This is a genomic window from Pseudomonas aestuarii, from assembly GCF_027988105.1.
Lineage (GTDB): Bacteria > Pseudomonadota > Gammaproteobacteria > Pseudomonadales > Pseudomonadaceae > Aquipseudomonas > Aquipseudomonas aestuarii.
The window spans coordinates 319,277-335,281 of the sequence record NZ_JAQJZJ010000002.1 but is presented as its reverse complement, the minus strand read 5'-3'; the positions used below and the strand labels follow the sequence as shown (position 1 = coordinate 335,281).

Genomic DNA, 16,005 nt, shown 5'->3' with positions numbered 1-16,005 from the left:
TCAGCGGCCCTTGAAGTCGCCGGGGCGACGTTCGAGCATGGCGCGCACGCCTTCCTGGGCATCTTCGCTGGCCATCAGGCGGGTCACTGTCGGGTGCAGATTGGCCGTCGCCGCGACTTCACCTTCGCGCACTGCCTGGCGTGCCGAGGCCAGGGTGGCCTGTACCCCAAGCGGTGCCTGGGCGGCAATTCGCCCGGCCAGCTTGAGTGCCTGTGGCAGCAGTTCTTCACTGGCCAGCACTTCCTGCACCAAACCCAGGCGGTAGGCTTCGTGCGCGTCGAACTCATCGCCAGTGAGCAGCCAGCGCATGGCATTGCCCCAGCCGGCGCTCTGGTGCATGCGCAGGGTGGCGCCGCCGAACGGAAAAATACCGCGCTGCACTTCCATCTGGGCGAAGCGGGTATTGCTGGCGCACAGGTTGATGTCCGAGGCGAGCATCAGTTCAATACCGATGGTGTAGCAATAGCCCTGGGCCGCCACTATCACTGGCTTGCTCACCCGTGGGCCGCCAAACACCCCCCAGGGGTCGCAGCCGCCGGCAGGGATCTGCCAGCCCGCGGCAAAGCTGGCGGCGACATTGGCCAGGTCAAGCCCAGCGGTGAAGTGCTCGCCATGAGCGAAGACCAAGGCTACGCGAGCCTCACTGTCGCGCTCGAATTCGCCATAGGCCAGGCACAGGTCATTGAGCAGGTCCAGGTCGAAGGCATTGCGCTTGGTCGATCGGTCCAGGCCGATCAGCATGATCTGGCCGCGTTTTTCACGGCTGACGCGACCTTTGGTGTCTTGAGTCATGGCAGAAATCCTTGTGCAGGAAATGTCGTGCAACAGGTTATAGCAGCGCTACTGCAAACCGCACGTGGTGGGGCGCATTGGCCACTGCTGAATGAGGGTTGATGCGGCGTCTGCACTTCAATGGCCTGTATATGGTGCTGTTGCGCGAGCATTGAATGACCTGGGTTGAGTCTCGGTCTGAGCGACCGTTTGGCGGTGCCGCTGTTTGAATTGTTGGAAAATCATCACAAAGGCCATTTTTTCCGGTATAGTGCGCGCCGGTCAATTCATGGCCACGTTCAGGTTACACAACTCGCCCGGAGGTCACCTTCGGCAGTCAGTCTGCGTAGCGGACTATCCTTGACGATTCATTTACAACCACGTTTTCGCAAATCCCCGCCGACACGGCTGCCAGGGCGACTTTAGAGTCTTACACGGCATGCGCAGCTTTGGAGCATGGGTCTTTGCGGATGCACTAGAGGCAGACCCATGACCCAAGTACTCGGCGGCTTCGCCGCACTCAATCTTCATCCCAATATCCTGGCCGCAGTGATCGCGACTGGCTATGAAGAGCCTTCGGCGATTCAGTTGCAGTCGATTCCGGTGATTCTCGAAGGCCACGACATGATCGGTCAGGCGCAGACCGGCACCGGTAAAACCGCTGCCTTCGCCCTGCCAATCCTCAGCCGCATTGATCCGACCAAGCGCCAGCCGCAGGCGTTGATTCTCGCGCCAACCCGCGAGCTGGCCCTGCAGGTCGCGACTGCCTTCGAAACCTACGCCAAGCAAATGCCGGGGCTGAACGTCATCGCCGTTTACGGCGGCGCGCCCATGGGCCCGCAACTGAAAGCCATTCGTAATGGCGCGCAGGTTGTCGTCGCCACTCCGGGTCGCCTGGTCGACCACCTGCGTCGTGACGAGAAGGTATTGTCGACCATTCAGCACCTGGTGCTCGATGAAGCGGACGAAATGCTCAAGCTGGGCTTCATGGACGACCTTGAAGTGATCTTCAAGGCCATGCCGGAAACCCGTCAAACCGTCCTGTTCTCGGCCACCTTGCCACATTCGATCCGCGCCATTGCCGAAAAGCACCTGCGTGATCCGAAGCACGTCAGGATCGAAACCAAGACCCAGACCGTGACCGCCATCGAGCAGGCTCACTTGCTGGTCCATGCCGACCAGAAGCACGCTGCCGTACTGCGTCTGCTGGAAGTCGAGGAGTTCGATGCGCTGATCGCCTTCGTGCGTACCAAGCAAGCCACTCTGGATCTGGCCGCCGTGCTCGAAGCGCGTGGTTACAAGGCCGCTGCCCTGAACGGCGACATCGCCCAGAACCAGCGTGAGCGGGTGATCGAGTCCCTTAAGGATGGTCGCCTGGACATCGTCGTCGCCACCGACGTCGCTGCTCGTGGTCTGGACGTGCCGCGCATCACCCACGTGATGAACGTCGACATGCCGTACGACCCGGAATCCTATGTTCACCGTATTGGCCGTACCGGCCGTGCCGGCCGTACCGGTCGCGCGCTGTTGCTGGTAACGCCGCGTGAGCGCCGCATGCTGCAGGTAATCGAGCGTGTCACCGGGCAGAAAGTCACGGAAGTACGCCTGCCCGATGGCCAGCAAGTACTGGACGCGCGGATCAAGAAGCTGACCTCGAGCCTGGCACCCCTGGTGGCCGATGCCGAAGCCAGCCATGGCGAGCTGCTCGACCGCTTGACCGCGCAAATCGGTTGCACCCCGCGTGCCCTGGCTGCCGCGCTGCTGCGCAAAGCCACCAACGGTCAGGCCCTGACCCTGGCGGAAGTCGAGCGCGAGCAACCGCTGGTTCCGACCAGTTCGCCGCGTGAGCGCAGCGAGCGTAGCGAACGTTCGGATCGCGGTGACAGCCGTGAGCGTCGTGCGCCAGTACCCTTGGCCGAAGGTCGTGCCCGCTGCCGGACTGCGCTGGGCGCGCGTGACGGTATTGCCGCCAAGAACCTGCTGGGCGCCATCCTCAATGAGGGCGGCCTGATTCGCGAAGCCATCGGCCGCATCCAGGTGCGCGAGAGCTTCAGCCTGGTCGAGCTGCCGGAAGATGGTCTCGAGGGTTTGCTCAGCAAGCTGAAAGACACCCGCGTCGGTGGCAAGCCGCTGAAGCTGCGTCGTTATCGCGAAGATTGATTCGCGTTAAGCGCTAAACAAGAAGCCCCGCATTGTTGAGATGCGGGGCTTTTTTGTATCCGTCCACTTGGCAGGCAAGGCCTGCAGCGGCGTTACGACCTCTTGCTGCCAGCTGCGAGCATCAGGCCGCCGGCCACTATGGCGGCAATCCCCGCCCACATGGGGACGTTGACCGTTTCCTTCTCCTTTACGGAGAGTTCGAGTGGGCCGAGTTTGACCGCGGTGGTGTCCTTGGTATAACTGAAGCCGCCATAAATCAGTGCCAGGGCACCTACTACCACAAGCGCTATTGCTGCAAGCCTGATGGAATTCATATTGTCCACACCTTCTGCGTGACACCTGAGCCTCGTGGCCGACGGTTCCAAGGGCAGGGTCATGCGGGTGATTGAAGCACAGATTGGTATTGTTTCGTGATCTATCACCTTGGTGTCGGGGGCTAAGCGCTGTTTCTGCTGGTCCCTCTGTATAGACCGGCAGCACCCTCGGGGTGAATCAGGCAAAGCTGTAGATATCCATGCCCAGGGCGCCGAGGGTGAAACCGCTGTGCTCGACCTTGAACCGGCCGCCAGCGCCGCGGGCGAAGAACAGCGGTAACAGGTGTTCGTCGCTAGGGTGGTTGCGCACGGCCGCGGGGGCCCGTTGGCGATAGTCGTGCAAGGCTGCCTCGTCGTCGGCGGCGAGTCGGGCCACCATCCAGTCGCGGAACTCCTGAGCCCAGGGCTCGATCTGCTCGGGGCCGGCGTGCCAGTCGAGTTCGCCGAGGTTGTGGGTGATGCTGCCGGAGCCGATCAGCAATACGCCTTGAGCGCGCAGGCCGGCCAAGGCGCGACCGATACGGGTCTGTAATTCAGGGCCTTGGTGGCGGGGCAGCGAGAGTTGCACGAGCGGGATATCGGCGGCCGGGTACATCAGAGACAGAGGCACCCAGGCGCCATGATCGAATGGGCGCTCAGGGTCGAGCTGGGCGCGGAGGCCGGCAGTGCCCAGTAGCTGGACGATTTGGGCGGCTAACGGCGGGTTGCCGGGTGTCGGGTATTGCAGCTGATACAGCTGCGGGGGGAAACCGCCAAAGTCATGCCAGGTTTCAGGTTGGGTGGCGCTGGTGACGCGTAGCATGCTGCTTTCCCAGTGTGCGGACACCACCAGGATGGCTCGTGGTCTGGGCAGCGTCGCGGCCAGGCGGGCCAGGGCCTGACCGCTGGCACCGGGCTCCAGGGCGAGCATGGGCGAGCCGTGGGAGATATATAGCGAAGGCAGCATGGGGTCGGTTCCTGCAGGAGGATATGGCTATCTTCGTGGCTGTTATTATCGAATTCCAGTATAAATTCTAGAACTATTTGATCGTATTTTTAGGGGGTAGAGTGGACGAAGCATTTTGGCAGACACGCTGGGCGCGCGATCAGATAGGTTTCCATCTTGATCAGGTCAATCCCTATCTGCAGCGCCACTGCTCGGCGCTGGCGCTGCAGCCGGGGGCGCGGGTACTGGTGCCGCTGTGCGGCAAGAGTCTGGATCTGGTCTGGCTGGCGGGGCAGGGCTATCGGGTGCTGGGCGTCGAGCTGGCGCAGAAGGCGGTCGAGGATTTCTTCGCGGAACATGGTTTGAACGCAGAGATCCGCCAGGAGGGCGCGTTCAAGATCTATTGCGCCGGAGCCGTGGAGCTCTGGTGCGGCGATTTCTTTGCCCTGACGGCAGAACAGCTCGGCGATTGCCAGGCGCTCTACGATCGCGCGGCATTGATCGCCTTGCCGCTCGAGATGCGTGCCAGGTATGTGGCGCACCTGCAGGCAATTTTGCCGGCGGCATGCCGGGGCCTGCTGATTACCCTGGATTACCAGCAGAGCCAGATGGACGGCCCGCCCTTCGCGGTGACGGATGCCGAAGTCGGGGAATTGTTCGGGGCGGGCTGGGAGATCGAGACGCTGGAGCGGCTGGATGTGCTGCAGGGCAACTGGAAGTTCATCAGGCACAACCTGCAGGCGCTGGACGAGGTGGTGTACCTATTGGTCAAGCGCGAATAAGGCCGCGCACCGGTCTGGCGGGCTGACGCTGCGCTGCGCACGGATCGTCGTCCGGGCCTGCCGGCGTTGGTGGCTGTGGCGCAACAAAAAATAAGGCGACCCGAGGGTCGCCCTTTTTCATGCTGGCTGGTTAGCGCAGCTGACGCAGGGCTTCGATGCGGTCTTCCAGTGGCGGGTGGGTCATCAGCAGGCCGGCCAGGCCGTGCTTCAGGCCGCCGTTGATGCCGAAGGCGGTGAGGCTGTCGGGCATGTTCACCGGCACGTCCTGTTCGGCGCGCAGGCGCTGCAGGGCGGCGATCATGGCGCCGGTGCCGGCTAGGCGCGCGCCGGCTTCGTCGGCCTTGAATTCGCGTTTGCGCGAGAACCACATGACGATGATGCTGGCCAGGATGCCGAGTACCAGTTCGGCGAAGATGGTGGCGACGAAATAACCGATGCCGTGGCTGCCTTCGTTTTTCAGGATGGCCTTGTCGACGAAGTTGCCGAAGATCCGCGCGAAGAACATCACGAAGGTGTTTACCACGCCCTGAATCAGCGCCAGGGTGACCATGTCGCCGTTGGCCACGTGGCCGATCTCGTGGGCCAGTACCGCCTTCACCTCATCCGGCGAGAAGCGCTCCAGCAAGCCCTGGCTGACGGCCACCAGGGCATCGTTCTTGTTCCAGCCGGTGGCGAAGGCGTTGGATTCGTAGGCCGGGAAGATTCCCACTTCCGGCATCTTGATCCCCGCCTCGCGCGACAGTTCCTCGACGGTCTGCAGCAGCCATTGTTCGTGGCGGGTGCGTGGCTGGGTGATGATCTCGGTGCCGGTGCTCATCTTCGCCATCCACTTGGACAGCAGCAGCGAAATCAGTGAGCCGGCAAAACCGAATACCGCGCAGAAAATCAGCAAGCTGCTGTAGTTCTGGCCAGTAAAACGGTCTACCCCCAGTAGCTTGAGAGTGATGCTGGCGATTATCAACACCGCCAGGTTGGTAGCCAGGAACAGCAAAATGCGCATCATGGTGTGAAACGACTCCTCACGGGGAAAGACCTGCTTGATATGTCGGCTATATAAGGGCGCGCTCCCCGTCTCTTCAACCGGGGGACTATTTCAAACTGTGTCGCCTGTGGCCGTCAGGCTGCTTTCGAAGAGCAAACGGGTCAGTCGAGCGAGGCGTTCGCCATGTTTTTGGCTCAGCGCTTCGCGCAGTTGAAAGGCCAGGGTGGCATGCACTCGGCGCACACTTGGAGGCAGAGCCTCGCCATCGCGCAGGGCATGGGGCACGCTGCGACTCAGGCGCAGAAAGCCTTTTTCGCTAAGTACCGCCTGATCGAGGGCGTCGTAGGCGATAGTCGAGTCGAAGCGCAGGTAGCCTTCCTCGGCCAGCCACAGCAGCGTGCCCAGGCAGCTCTCATGGCGCTTGCTCGGCAGACCGAACTCATCCGGCTCCTCGCGGCCGATCAGGTCTTCTACGTAGAGCGCCATTTTGCGCGGGAATACCTGATAGAGGTGCAGCATGGCGGCTGCCGCATCCTTGTAGAAATCGTCGATTTGTAGATCCATCAGAATTTGGCAATCATCGAGGTGGGTAGTAGCGGCAGCAGGCGACCGAGAACTGCCCAGGGCCAGCCCGGTACATAGGCGCTGCTATGGCGTTTATCGATGTGCCGGGCGATCAGCGTGGCGCCGCGTTGCACATCGATGACAAAGGGTCGTTTGGGCATATCGCTGTTGAGCGGCGTATCGATAAAGCCGGGCAGCAGCAGGGTGGTATCGATACCCTTGCCCTGCAGTTCGGCGCGGGTGGCTTGCATGTAACTGATCAGGCCCGCCTTGCTCGCCGAATAGGCCGCGGCATAGGGCAGGCCGCGCTTGCCGGCGACCGAGGCGATCGCGACCAGGTGACCATGGCCTTGCTGGCGAAATAACGCGGCCGCGGCATCCAGGCAGGCGATGGCGCCGATCAGGTTGGTTTCCAGGGTCAGCCTGGCGCGCTCGAAGTGGCCGCCACCGACTTTGCTGGTCAGGGCGATGCCGGCGTTGGCGATGAGCCCGTCCAGTCCGCCCAGGGCGTTTGCCGCCAGGCCTATGGCATCCTGGCAGGTCGCGTAGTCGGTAACGTCCAGCGGCAGGACGATGGCCTTGCGGCCGAAGCGCGCCTGCAGTTCGGCCGCCAGCAGGTGCAGGCTGTCTTCGCGGCGCGCCGCCAGGGCCAGGTCATAGCCTTTGCTCGCCAGCTCGCGGGCGAGTGCGGCGCCGATGCCGGAGCTGGCGCCTGTCAGCAGATAACGTTTGCCCTGGGTCATGCTCGTCTCCGGTTACTGCTGGTAGCCCTTGAGGAAGCTGCCGATGCGGCCTATGGCCTGTTCCAGGTCATCGACCCGCGGCAGGGTGACCACGCGGAAGTGATCCGGCCAAGGCCAGTTGAAGGCCGTGCCCTGGACGATCAACAGTTTCTCGGAGAGCAGCAGGTCGAGGACGAATTTCTCGTCGTTGTGAATCGGGCAGACCTTGGGGTCGATTTTCGGGAAGGCGTAGAGCGCGCCCATGGGTTTGACGCAGCTGACCCCGGGAATGTCGTTGAGCAGCTCCCAGGTGCGATTGCGTTGCTCCAGCAAGCGCCCTTGCGGCAACACCAGGTCGTTGATGCTCTGGTAGCCGCCCAGTGCCGTCTGGATCGCATGCTGGCTGGGCACGTTGGCGCACAGGCGCATGTTGGCCAGAATGTCGATGCCTTCGATATAGCTGTGTGCGCGGTGCTTGGGTCCGGAAATCGCCACCCAGCCGGAGCGGAATCCCGCTACCCGATAGGACTTGGACAGGCCGTTGAAGGTCAGGCAGAGCACGTCCGGCGCCAGCGAGGCGGTGCAGATGTGCTGGGCTTCATCGTAGAGGATCTTGTCGTAGATCTCGTCGGAGAACAGCACCAGATTGTGCTGGCGCGCCAGTTCGACGATGTCCATCAGGACTTCTTTGGAATACACCGCGCCGGTGGGGTTGTTCGGGTTGATCAGCACCAGTGCCTTGGTGTTGGGCGTGATCTTGGCGCGCATGTCGGCAATGTCGGGGAACCAGCCGGCTTGTTCGTCGCACAGGTAATGCACCGGCTTGCCGCCGGACAGGGCTACGGCGGCAGTCCACAGTGGATAGTCGGGGGCCGGGATCAGTACTTCATCGCCGTTGTTGAGCAGCGCCTGCATGGCCATGACGATCAGCTCGGATACGCCGTTGCCCAGGTAGATGTCCTCGATGCCGACGCCGTCCACCTGCTTCTGCTGGTAGTACTGCATCACCGCCTTGCGCGCACTGAACAAGCCCTTGGAGTCGCTGTAGCCCTGGGCGGTCGGTAAGTTGCGGATGACGTCCTGGAGGATTTCTTCCGGGGCTTCGAAACCGAACGACGCCGGGTTGCCGATGTTCAGCTTGAGGATGCGATGGCCTTCCTCTTCCAGGCGTTTGGCGTGCTTGAGCACGGGGCCGCGAATGTCATAGCAGACATTGGCGAGCTTGTTCGATTTGCTGAACTGCATGTAAGTGTTCCCGAGTGGTGAAACGCCGTTGAATTACCGTGTAAAAGTCTCGATCAGGCGAGCCTTGGCAGGTTGTAACGCGGGTGACAGACTGGGGTCGAATGATACGTTGCAGCCTGACCTTGGCAAAGGTACTGGTCGGGCTTTTTTCTGTTGAGGAGACCTGCCTGTGGACAAGCTCGAAAAACCCCTGGAAGCCTGGCGCGAAGAACTGTCGGAGACGCAGTTCCATGTCTGCCGGTTGGGTGGCACTGAGCGAGCCTTTTCCGGTGAATACCATGACAGCAAGACGCCGGGCATTTATCACTGCGCCTGCTGCGGCACTGCATTGTTCGACTCGGACGCCAAGTTCGACTCCGGGAGTGGCTGGCCCAGCTACTTTCAACCGCTGGGCAAGGATGCGATTACCAGCCTGGATGATTTCAGCCACGGCATGCACCGCATCGAAGTGAAGTGTGGCAAATGCGATGCCCACCTGGGCCACGTCTTTCCCGATGGGCCGGCACCGACCGGTTTGCGTTACTGCATCAATTCGGCATCGCTGAAGCTGGTCCCCCGGCCGCAGTAACCACGGGGGTGGCAGTGGTGGTGGGCTGAAACGAGGCATCGCCCAGCCACCCTGTGGTCGCATATCAACGGGGTATATATTTGGCGAGATAAATTGTGTGCAATTCAATTGCTCGCTATCTTGTCTCTCGTTCCCCTGTCAATCGAGAGCCAGAACCATGAGCAATGAACTGTTTGATATCCCTGTGACCACCATCAAGGGTGAGCAGAAAACCCTGGCCGACTTCGGTGGCAAGGCCGTGCTGGTGGTCAATACCGCCAGCAAGTGTGGTTTTACTCCGCAGTACAAGGGCCTGGAAAACCTCTGGCAGCAGTACAAGGACAAAGGTCTGGTGGTGCTCGGTTTTCCCTGCAACCAGTTCGGCAAGCAGGAGCCGGGCAACGAGGGGGCTATTTCCGAATTCTGCGAGCTGAACTTCGGTGTCAGTTTTCCCTTGTTCAAGAAAGTCGATGTCAACGGCAGCGATGCCCACCCCTTGTTCGTCAAGCTGAAGAAAAATGCCCCCGGCCTGCTCGGTAGCCAGGGTGTGAAGTGGAACTTCACCAAGTTCCTGATCAGTGCCGACGGTAAGCAGGTCAAGCGTTTCGCGCCGACCACCAAGCCGGAAGACCTGGCTGGCGAGATCGAAGCCCTGCTCAAATGAAGCCAGTGTCATTCGAGCGAGAGGACCCTTTGCAGCTGGACAGCCAGCTGTGCTTCAAGCTGTACGCGGCTTCGCGCGCGGTGATTCGTGCCTACAAGCCGATGCTCGATCAATTGAACCTGACCTACCCGCAGTACCTGGCGATGTTGGTGCTCTGGGAGTGGCAGCTTGAGCCGCCGGCACAGCCGACGGTCAAGGCCTTGGGCGAGCGCTTGCTGCTCGATTCGGGCACCTTGACCCCACTGCTCAAGCGCTTGCAGCAACTTGGTTTGCTCTTGCGCCAGCGCTCGGCTGTGGATGAGCGCGAGGTGCACCTGGCATTGACTGAAGCGGGCCGTGCCTTGCGTGAGCAGGTACTGCCATTGCGCCAGCAGCTACTGTGCGAGCAGGGTGTCGAGGTGGCCGAGCTGGCCGAGTTGCGTGGCCGCGTTGGTCAGTTACTCGACCGCTTCATGGCGCTGCGCTAGACGCCGACAACCAGCGCTCGAGCAGGGCCGCCAGTTCTTCGCGGCGAAAGGGTTTGGCCAGGTAATCGCTCATGCCGGCGGCGCTACAGCGCTCGCGCTCATCGGGCAGGGCGTTGGCGGTCAGGGCGATGATTGGCAACTCGGGATGGTGGCCGCCCTGGCGAATTCTGCGGCTGGCCTCATAGCCGTCCATGATCGGCATGTTGCAGTCCATCAGCACCAGGTCGATGTCGTGCTGAGCCAGTTGGCTCAGGGCTTCGGCGCCATGGTTGGCCAGTACGACCTCGCAGCCGAGTTTATCCAGCATGCCTTTTGCCACCAACTGGTTGACCGGATTGTCCTCCACCAGCAGCACCCGTGCCCGCCGTCCGGTTCGTTGCTCGATAGGGCTTGGTGTCGGAGCGCTTTCCACCTGCTGGCCGAGGCTGCGGCGTAATGCCTCGCGCAGGGTTTGGCGCGACAGCGGCCGGGCGATCTGTTCGAACGGGGCCAAGGCATGCGCCTGTTCACTCGGGAGGAAGCTGCCGTAGGCGGTGACCAGCAGGATCGGCATCTTGCACGTCGGGCGCGTGCCCGGCAGGCACTCGGGACAGTCACTGATCAACAGGTCGGCTGTGACACCGAGCAGGTTTGTATCGGTGTCCAGGCGTTGATACTCCAGTCCCCATGCGGGCAACAGCTTGCCAAGCAGTTCGCTGAGGCCTGAATTGGCCGAGCTGAGGGCAATGACCCTTCCGGTCAGTACCGGCAAGGAAGGCGCAGGGGTGTGGCTGGGCAATGGCAGCTCGGCGCAGAACTGGCTGCCGAAGCCTTCCCTGGATTCCAGCTCGAGCCGGCCCTGCATGGCCTCGCACAGGCGGCGGGTGAGTGCCAGGCCCAGACCGGTGCCGCCGAACTGGCGGGTAATGCCGACCCCTGCCTGGGCAAAGGGTTGATAGATGCGCGCGCGTGCCTCAGCGGCAATACCGATGCCGGTGTCGCGCACCAGGATCCGTATGCCGGTCGGGCTGCTGTCGACGTGGATGTCGACGCGGCCAAAACGGGTGAATTTCAGGGCGTTTGACAGCAGGTTGCTAATGATCTGGCGCACCCGTGTCGGGTCGCCGAGCACTTGCGCGGGCAGTTGAGGGTCGATCAAGCAGGTCAATTCGACACCCGGCAAGGCGTTTTGCGACAGTAGGCTGGCGGTGTCTTCGACCATCGTGCCGAGGTCGAAAGGCATGCTTTCCAGCTCGAGCTGACCAGCTTCGAATTTCGACAAGTCGAGGATGTTATTCAGCAGTTCGACCAGTATCTTGCCGGAGTCGTGGGCAATCGACAGCTGCTGGCGTTGTTCGTTGCTCAGCGGGCCGTCGAGGGCCAGGGCGAGCATGCCGAGCAGGCCGTTGAGCGGGGTGCGGATCTCGTGGCTCATGTTGGCGAGAAACGCCGAGCGGGCCTGGGCCATGTCCAGTGCGGTGCGTTTTGCCTGTTCCAGCTCCTGATTGGATTCGAGCAGGCGCGCGTTAGTCGCCTTCAATTCGGTGGTGCGTGCAGAAACGATGTTCTCCAGTTCACCCAGGTACTGGGTCAGGCGGTTCTCCGCGTCGCGACGTTGCTCGATCTCCTTGGCGATGCTGGAAAGTTGTTGGTTGGTAACGTCGACCAGAATGCCGATTTCATCGCGCTCATGCCCGTGCGGGCAGGGCAGTCTGTTGCGGTTCGGGGCGTGCAGGTCGCGACCGCTGAGCGCGCGAATCACCTCGATCAGTGGCTTGGTCAGCATGAAATAGAACAGCACCAGCAGGATCAGCGAGAGCAGCAGGCTGCGGGCGAAGCCGGTCAGCATGGTAAGCATGGCGCGGCGCAGGAAGTGACTGCCGAACGCATAGGTGTCGACTTCCAGGCGCAGCACGCCTAGGGCTTCCTGGGGCGCGTGACTGACGAACAGTTGGGTTTCGAACTGACGCCGTGCGTCGAAGAGGTAATCACTGAACAGCCGGTAGCTACTGGTGCTGGGCGGGCGGCTGACGCTGGCCAGAGTCATATTGCTGTTGTCTATGATCTCGGCACGAATTACCGCTGGCGAGCGCAGCAGGCCCAGCACCAGTTCCTGGGCCAGTTCGGCGTCGATGTTGTAGGCGATGCGTGCCGCGGGATTGTGGCTGATCTCCATCAGAGCGTTAATCTCGCGGTTGATGGAGGCATCTTCGCTGGCATAATCGATGCCCACTTGAATCAAACTGAGCGCAGTCCCGAGGATAAACGCCACCAGTACGGTCAGACTGGCCTGTTTGAATGACAGGCGTTGGTTGAGCGGTATATCCATGGGTGGCAATAATCTCGAGTCCGTGCGCTTGCCAAGCATAACCCATCCTTTCTGCCTTTCGGCGGGAGCAGTTGGCAGGCCGGCTGTAACCTCAAGGAGTACGTCGTGGATTCCCGTTTGAATGCTTTTCTCCAGCGCGCCGAGAGCGTGCTTGCCCGACTCGAGCCGCTGTTGCCGGCCCAGCGTGGCGCTATCGACTGGCAGCATAGCCTGGCCGCGCGCTGGCATCGTGAGGGGCGCAGCGGCTACTTGCAGCCATTGAGCATCAACCTCGACCTGAACCTGAGTGACCTGATCGGAGTGGACACTCAGCGTGAGCAGCTGGCACGCAACACCCGGCAATTCATTCGGGGGCTGCCGGCCAACCACGCTTTGCTCTGGGGCGCGCGTGGCACGGGCAAGTCATCGCTGGTACGCGCATTGTTGGCCGAACATGCCGCGGCCGGACTGCGTCTGATCGAGATCGAGCGCGACCATCTGGCGGATTTGCCACGCGTGGTCGAGCAGCTGATCCGGCTGCCCCAGCGCTTCGTGCTGTTTTGCGACGACCTGTCCTTCGAGGCCGGCGAGGGTGATTACCGGGTGCTGAAAAGTGTGCTGGACGGCTCGCTGGAGCGCTCGCCAGACAATGTACTGCTCTACGCGACCTCCAATCGCCGCCATCTGATGCCGGAGAGCCACAGCGACAACGAGGCCTCGCAGATGGTCGGCGGCGAACTGCATCCCAGCGAGGCGATCGAGGACAAGATCGCCTTGTCTGATCGTTTCGGTCTGTGGTTGTCTTTCTATCCATTCACCCAGGATCACTTCCTCGATGTGGTGCGCCATTGGATCGAGGTGCAGGCGGTGCAGGCGGGCTTGCACTGGCAGTGGAGCGAGGCGCTGGAAAAGGCGGCGATTCGCTGGGCCCTCGGTCGCGGCAATCGCAATGGCCGCTGTGCCTATCAGTTCGCCCGGCACTGGGTCGGGCTGCAACTCCTGGAGAGCCAAGCATGATCGATCTTGCGCCAGCTGGCGCCGAGTCCGATGACTATTCACTGCTGGCCGCACAACTGCAGGCACTGTTGGCAGATGAGCGGGATTTCATAGCCAACGCCGCGCAGTTCTGCGCCTTGTTGTTCCAGGAGTTGAGCGCGCTCAACTGGGCCGGCTTCTACCTGTTGCGCGGCGATGAACTGGTGCTGGGGCCATTTCAGGGGCGTGTGGCCTGTGTGCGCATACCCTTGGGGCGTGGTGTGTGCGGGGTGGCTGCGGCTACCAGGCAAACACAGCGGGTGGTGGATGTGCACGGCTTTGCCGGGCATATCGCTTGCGACAGTGCCTCGCGCAGCGAGCTGGTGGTGCCGCTGCTGAAGGCGGGGCGGCTGATCGGCGTGCTGGATCTGGATAGTCCGCAGTTGGCCCGCTTTACAGCCGCGGACCAAGTGGGGATCGAGCGGTTGGTCGAGATTTTCTTGCAGCTTAGCGACACTTGATACCGCCGGGGCTGGCGGCGCTTCGCTGCAGTCCCGCTGTGGATCAGGCCTTGGCAGCCATCTTGGCCAGCATCTTTTGCTCGTCGGGCAATACAGCTTGCACCGAGGGGCGCGCTTTCACGCGCTGATAGAGGGCAGCCAGGTTAGGCCAGCGCTGGGCATCGAGTTGCTCATCACCATGTTCCATATTGATTATCTGGCAGGAAAATGCCAGGTCGGCCAGGGTCAGGCCGTCACCGACGAAGTACTCGGCGTTGCCCAGGCTCTGCTCCAGGTAGTCGAAGTGCGCCGGCAGCTTTTCCGTCAGCGCGCTCTGCACCGCTGCCTCATCGCAGGGCTGGCCCATGGACGGCTTCAGCGCGCGATTGCGGAATACGCTGAAGGTGCACAGTGGCGCCAACTCGTAGTCGCTGTATTTTTCCAGCCAGCGTACGCGGGCGCGCTGCCCTGCGCCCCGGCCCTGCAATTGGGGGCGCTCGGGGTAGTTGTCTTCCAGGTACTGGCAGATCACGCTGGAGTCGGCCAGGCTGAAATCCCCATGCTTCAAGGCCGGTATGCGGCCCAGCGGACTGAGTTGGCGATACCAGGCGGGCTGGCCGAAGGGCAGAACGATTTCCAGTTTGTACTCGAGGTCTTTCTCCGCCAGGCACAGGCGTACTTTGCGTACGAAGGGCGAAAGTGGGGCGCCATATACTGTCAGGTTCATCGAACGTCCTTGTCTGCGGTGGGTGAAGGCGTGTGGCTGTCAGTCGTAGATATTATTCTTCTTCCAGTCTTCATTGCCTTCCAGGCTTTTCAGTCCCTCGGTCAGCTCGCTGGTATCGTCGACTGCCGGCTTGCCCATGTCCACCACCATGGCATTGGCGCGGGCGAGTTGCTCTTCGAATTTTTTCAGGGGCTTCTGATAACGCACGTTGTCGGCTTGCTTGCGCAGGTACTGAGCGCCGCGCTCAAACGCCAGACGCGCCTGGCCAGGCTGGTTCTGTTGCAGGGCCTGATGGCCGAGGTTGCCAAACAGCTCGATATGCAGTTGCACCAGCATGTGGCGAATTTCATTGACCCAGTGCTTGGCTTCATTGGCAGGCAGGATGCCATCCTGGGCGCAGCGGGTGATTTGTCCGTGCAGGTTTTCCAGTTGAAAGCGTACTTCTTTGGCTTTGACTTCGCTGATGATCTGCAGTGGCGGATTCTGTACCGGAATCGCATCGCCCTGGGCAATCAGCTGGCGCAGTGCTTCCAGTTGCGCTTTGCTGTCGGCATTGCCTGGCTGCAATTGCACCAGGCGCTGGGTGAAGTGCATTTGCAGGCGGCTGAGCATCAGCTTCAGCTGGGGCGTCATCAGCTGCCCGGGCAAGGACTCGGATATGTTGGCACAGCGGCGGATGCGGTCATTGAGCTCGGTCCGGAGGCGGGCCTTTTCCAGCTTGGTGTTCTCGACCATGTGATTGACGTAGGCAATGGCGATCAATAGGGCGATGCCGCCGACAATCAGCAGGGTAATTACCAGTGGGGACATCGGTATCGCCTCGCGAGTGCTGGTTATCGTCGGAGTGTAGTGCCTTAGTCGCTGTGCTCATAGAGCCGCTTTATGATCTGACCTGAAGTCGTTGATTTTAAAAAAAAATTATAGAGAGGTTGACGACTCTGCGCAGGATCCATAGAATGCGCGCCACTTCCAGCGCAATGCTTAATTGCAGTGAGCAGGGAGCCGGACAGTATTTTACAGCTTCCGGGTTGCGTCCCCTTCGTCTAGTGGCCTAGGACACCGCCCTTTCACGGCGGTAACAGGGGTTCGAGTCCCCTAGGGGACGCCATTATTGTTGTAGCTGTCTGTTGTATAAGCGGGAATAGCTCAGTTGGTAGAGCACGACCTTGCCAAGGTCGGGGTCGCGAGTTCGAGTCTCGTTTCCCGCTCCAGATTTTAAGTCGCACCTGTTGGGTGCCGCTTGGGTCAGTCGGTGAATAACCGGGTGATGCAATAAGTTCCAGGTCCCCTTCGTCTAGTGGCCTAGGACACCGCCCTTTCACGGCGGTAACAGGGGTTCGAGTCCCCTAGGGGACGCCATTTTTGTTGTAGAT

At 61.3% G+C, this 16,005-nt stretch carries 17 protein-coding genes and 3 tRNA genes; 10 read left to right on the top strand and 10 right to left on the bottom strand.

What is annotated here, in order from left to right:
* Positions 1-792 carry a crotonase/enoyl-CoA hydratase family protein gene (locus PH586_RS05430; protein WP_271346760.1) on the bottom strand — a complete coding sequence of 264 codons (792 nt, stop codon included), beginning with the start codon at positions 790-792 and terminating at the stop codon, positions 1-3.
* A gap of 435 nt (positions 793-1,227) precedes the next feature.
* Between PH586_RS05430 and PH586_RS05425 the strand changes: the two genes are divergently transcribed.
* Positions 1,228-2,931 (top strand): DEAD/DEAH box helicase, encoded by a 1,704-nt coding sequence (locus tag PH586_RS05425; RefSeq protein WP_271346759.1) that lies wholly within the window; start codon positions 1,228-1,230, stop codon positions 2,929-2,931.
* Between the two features lie 92 nt (positions 2,932-3,023).
* On the opposite strand, the gene PH586_RS05420 is transcribed toward PH586_RS05425, so the two are convergent.
* Both PH586_RS05420 and PH586_RS05415 read right to left on the bottom strand, forming a co-directional pair.
* The gene (locus PH586_RS05420; protein ID WP_271346758.1) at positions 3,024-3,245 is read right to left on the bottom strand and encodes a hypothetical protein; all 222 of its coding nucleotides are present in this window, start codon (positions 3,243-3,245) and stop codon (positions 3,024-3,026) included.
* A gap of 178 nt (positions 3,246-3,423) precedes the next feature.
* Entirely contained in the window at positions 3,424-4,191 is a 768-nt protein-coding gene (locus tag PH586_RS05415; protein WP_271346757.1) for a DODA-type extradiol aromatic ring-opening family dioxygenase, read from the bottom strand.
* A gap of 101 nt (positions 4,192-4,292) precedes the next feature.
* On the opposite strand from PH586_RS05415, the gene PH586_RS05410 reads away from it, so the two are divergent.
* On the top strand, positions 4,293-4,952 hold the full coding sequence (locus tag PH586_RS05410; protein ID WP_271346756.1) for a thiopurine S-methyltransferase: 660 nt from the start codon (positions 4,293-4,295) through the stop codon (positions 4,950-4,952).
* A gap of 130 nt (positions 4,953-5,082) precedes the next feature.
* Here PH586_RS05410 and htpX read toward each other — a convergent pair whose 3' ends face one another.
* The 4 genes from htpX to PH586_RS05390 form a co-directional block, all read right to left on the bottom strand.
* Positions 5,083-5,955, bottom strand: coding sequence for a protease HtpX (htpX, locus tag PH586_RS05405; protein ID WP_271346755.1), 873 nt, complete (start codon positions 5,953-5,955; stop codon positions 5,083-5,085).
* 90 nt (positions 5,956-6,045) lie between these two features.
* Positions 6,046-6,498: a hypothetical protein gene (locus PH586_RS05400; protein ID WP_271346754.1), complete on the bottom strand. Its 453-nt coding sequence runs from the start codon at positions 6,496-6,498 to the stop codon at positions 6,046-6,048.
* Entirely contained in the window at positions 6,498-7,241 is a 744-nt protein-coding gene (locus PH586_RS05395; protein ID WP_271346752.1) for an SDR family NAD(P)-dependent oxidoreductase, read from the bottom strand. Before PH586_RS05395 ends, PH586_RS05400 begins: the two co-directional genes overlap by 1 nt.
* A 12-nt stretch (positions 7,242-7,253) precedes the next feature.
* Positions 7,254-8,465, bottom strand: coding sequence for a pyridoxal phosphate-dependent aminotransferase (locus PH586_RS05390; protein ID WP_271346751.1), 1,212 nt, complete (start codon positions 8,463-8,465; stop codon positions 7,254-7,256).
* A 169-nt stretch (positions 8,466-8,634) separates the two neighbouring features.
* Between PH586_RS05390 and msrB the strand changes: the two genes are divergently transcribed.
* From msrB to PH586_RS05375, 3 genes are all read left to right on the top strand, one after another.
* Positions 8,635-9,033: a peptide-methionine (R)-S-oxide reductase MsrB gene (gene msrB, locus PH586_RS05385; RefSeq protein ID WP_238041590.1), complete on the top strand. Its 399-nt coding sequence runs from the start codon at positions 8,635-8,637 to the stop codon at positions 9,031-9,033.
* A 157-nt stretch (positions 9,034-9,190) separates the two neighbouring features.
* Positions 9,191-9,676 carry a glutathione peroxidase gene (locus PH586_RS05380; RefSeq protein ID WP_271346749.1) on the top strand — a complete coding sequence of 162 codons (486 nt, stop codon included), beginning with the start codon at positions 9,191-9,193 and terminating at the stop codon, positions 9,674-9,676.
* Positions 9,673-10,143: a MarR family winged helix-turn-helix transcriptional regulator gene (locus tag PH586_RS05375; RefSeq protein ID WP_271346748.1), complete on the top strand. Its 471-nt coding sequence runs from the start codon at positions 9,673-9,675 to the stop codon at positions 10,141-10,143. The genes PH586_RS05380 and PH586_RS05375 overlap by 4 nt, the downstream gene beginning before the upstream one ends.
* Here the strand turns inward: PH586_RS05375 and PH586_RS05370 are convergent.
* Positions 10,127-12,451, bottom strand: a complete 2,325-nt coding sequence (locus tag PH586_RS05370; RefSeq protein ID WP_408636772.1) for a response regulator — start codon at positions 12,449-12,451, stop codon at positions 10,127-10,129. The two genes, PH586_RS05375 and PH586_RS05370, sit on opposite strands and share 17 nt — an antisense overlap.
* Before the next feature lie 105 nt (positions 12,452-12,556).
* On the opposite strand from PH586_RS05370, the gene PH586_RS05365 reads away from it, so the two are divergent.
* Entirely contained in the window at positions 12,557-13,447 is an 891-nt protein-coding gene (locus PH586_RS05365; protein ID WP_271346746.1) for an ATP-binding protein, read from the top strand.
* Positions 13,444-13,926 (top strand): GAF domain-containing protein, encoded by a 483-nt coding sequence (locus PH586_RS05360; RefSeq protein WP_271346745.1) that lies wholly within the window; start codon positions 13,444-13,446, stop codon positions 13,924-13,926. The genes PH586_RS05365 and PH586_RS05360 overlap by 4 nt, the downstream gene beginning before the upstream one ends.
* 43 nt (positions 13,927-13,969) lie before the next feature.
* On the opposite strand, the gene PH586_RS05355 is transcribed toward PH586_RS05360, so the two are convergent.
* Positions 13,970-14,632, bottom strand: a complete 663-nt coding sequence (locus PH586_RS05355; protein WP_271346743.1) for a glutathione S-transferase family protein — start codon at positions 14,630-14,632, stop codon at positions 13,970-13,972.
* Positions 14,633-14,671: 39 nt separating this feature from the next.
* The gene (locus PH586_RS05350; protein WP_271346742.1) at positions 14,672-15,442 is read right to left on the bottom strand and encodes a hypothetical protein; all 771 of its coding nucleotides are present in this window, start codon (positions 15,440-15,442) and stop codon (positions 14,672-14,674) included.
* Positions 15,443-15,664: 222 nt separating this feature from the next.
* On the opposite strand from PH586_RS05350, the gene PH586_RS05345 reads away from it, so the two are divergent.
* From PH586_RS05345 to PH586_RS05335, 3 genes are all read left to right on the top strand, one after another.
* Positions 15,665-15,740 (top strand) — tRNA-Glu (locus PH586_RS05345).
* Positions 15,741-15,767: 27 nt separating this feature from the next.
* Positions 15,768-15,843: transfer RNA gene (locus PH586_RS05340), tRNA-Gly, on the top strand.
* A gap of 72 nt (positions 15,844-15,915) precedes the next feature.
* Positions 15,916-15,991: transfer RNA gene (locus PH586_RS05335), tRNA-Glu, on the top strand.
* Positions 15,992-16,005 lie beyond the last annotated feature (14 nt).

What these genes read in the sequence shown, in the direction of transcription:
- PH586_RS05360 (WP_271346745.1), top strand. Translation starts at nt 13,444, where the DNA reads ATGATCGATCTTGCGCCAGCTGGCGCCGAGTCCGATGACTATTCACTG.
- PH586_RS05375 (WP_271346748.1), top strand. Translation starts at nt 9,673, where the DNA reads ATGAAGCCAGTGTCATTCGAGCGAGAGGACCCTTTGCAGCTGGACAGC.
- PH586_RS05400 (WP_271346754.1), bottom strand. Translation starts at nt 6,498, where the DNA reads ATGGATCTACAAATCGACGATTTCTACAAGGATGCGGCAGCCGCCATG.
- PH586_RS05380 (WP_271346749.1), top strand. Translation starts at nt 9,191, where the DNA reads ATGAGCAATGAACTGTTTGATATCCCTGTGACCACCATCAAGGGTGAG.
- PH586_RS05395 (WP_271346752.1), bottom strand. Translation starts at nt 7,241, where the DNA reads ATGACCCAGGGCAAACGTTATCTGCTGACAGGCGCCAGCTCCGGCATC.
- PH586_RS05350 (WP_271346742.1), bottom strand. Translation starts at nt 15,442, where the DNA reads ATGTCCCCACTGGTAATTACCCTGCTGATTGTCGGCGGCATCGCCCTA.
- PH586_RS05370 (WP_408636772.1), bottom strand. Translation starts at nt 12,451, where the DNA reads ATGGATATACCGCTCAACCAACGCCTGTCATTCAAACAGGCCAGTCTG.
- PH586_RS05425 (WP_271346759.1), top strand. Translation starts at nt 1,228, where the DNA reads ATGGGTCTTTGCGGATGCACTAGAGGCAGACCCATGACCCAAGTACTC.
- htpX (WP_271346755.1), bottom strand. Translation starts at nt 5,955, where the DNA reads ATGATGCGCATTTTGCTGTTCCTGGCTACCAACCTGGCGGTGTTGATA.
- PH586_RS05355 (WP_271346743.1), bottom strand. Translation starts at nt 14,632, where the DNA reads ATGAACCTGACAGTATATGGCGCCCCACTTTCGCCCTTCGTACGCAAA.
- PH586_RS05430 (WP_271346760.1), bottom strand. Translation starts at nt 792, where the DNA reads ATGACTCAAGACACCAAAGGTCGCGTCAGCCGTGAAAAACGCGGCCAG.
- PH586_RS05415 (WP_271346757.1), bottom strand. Translation starts at nt 4,191, where the DNA reads ATGCTGCCTTCGCTATATATCTCCCACGGCTCGCCCATGCTCGCCCTG.
- PH586_RS05390 (WP_271346751.1), bottom strand. Translation starts at nt 8,465, where the DNA reads ATGCAGTTCAGCAAATCGAACAAGCTCGCCAATGTCTGCTATGACATT.
- PH586_RS05420 (WP_271346758.1), bottom strand. Translation starts at nt 3,245, where the DNA reads ATGAATTCCATCAGGCTTGCAGCAATAGCGCTTGTGGTAGTAGGTGCC.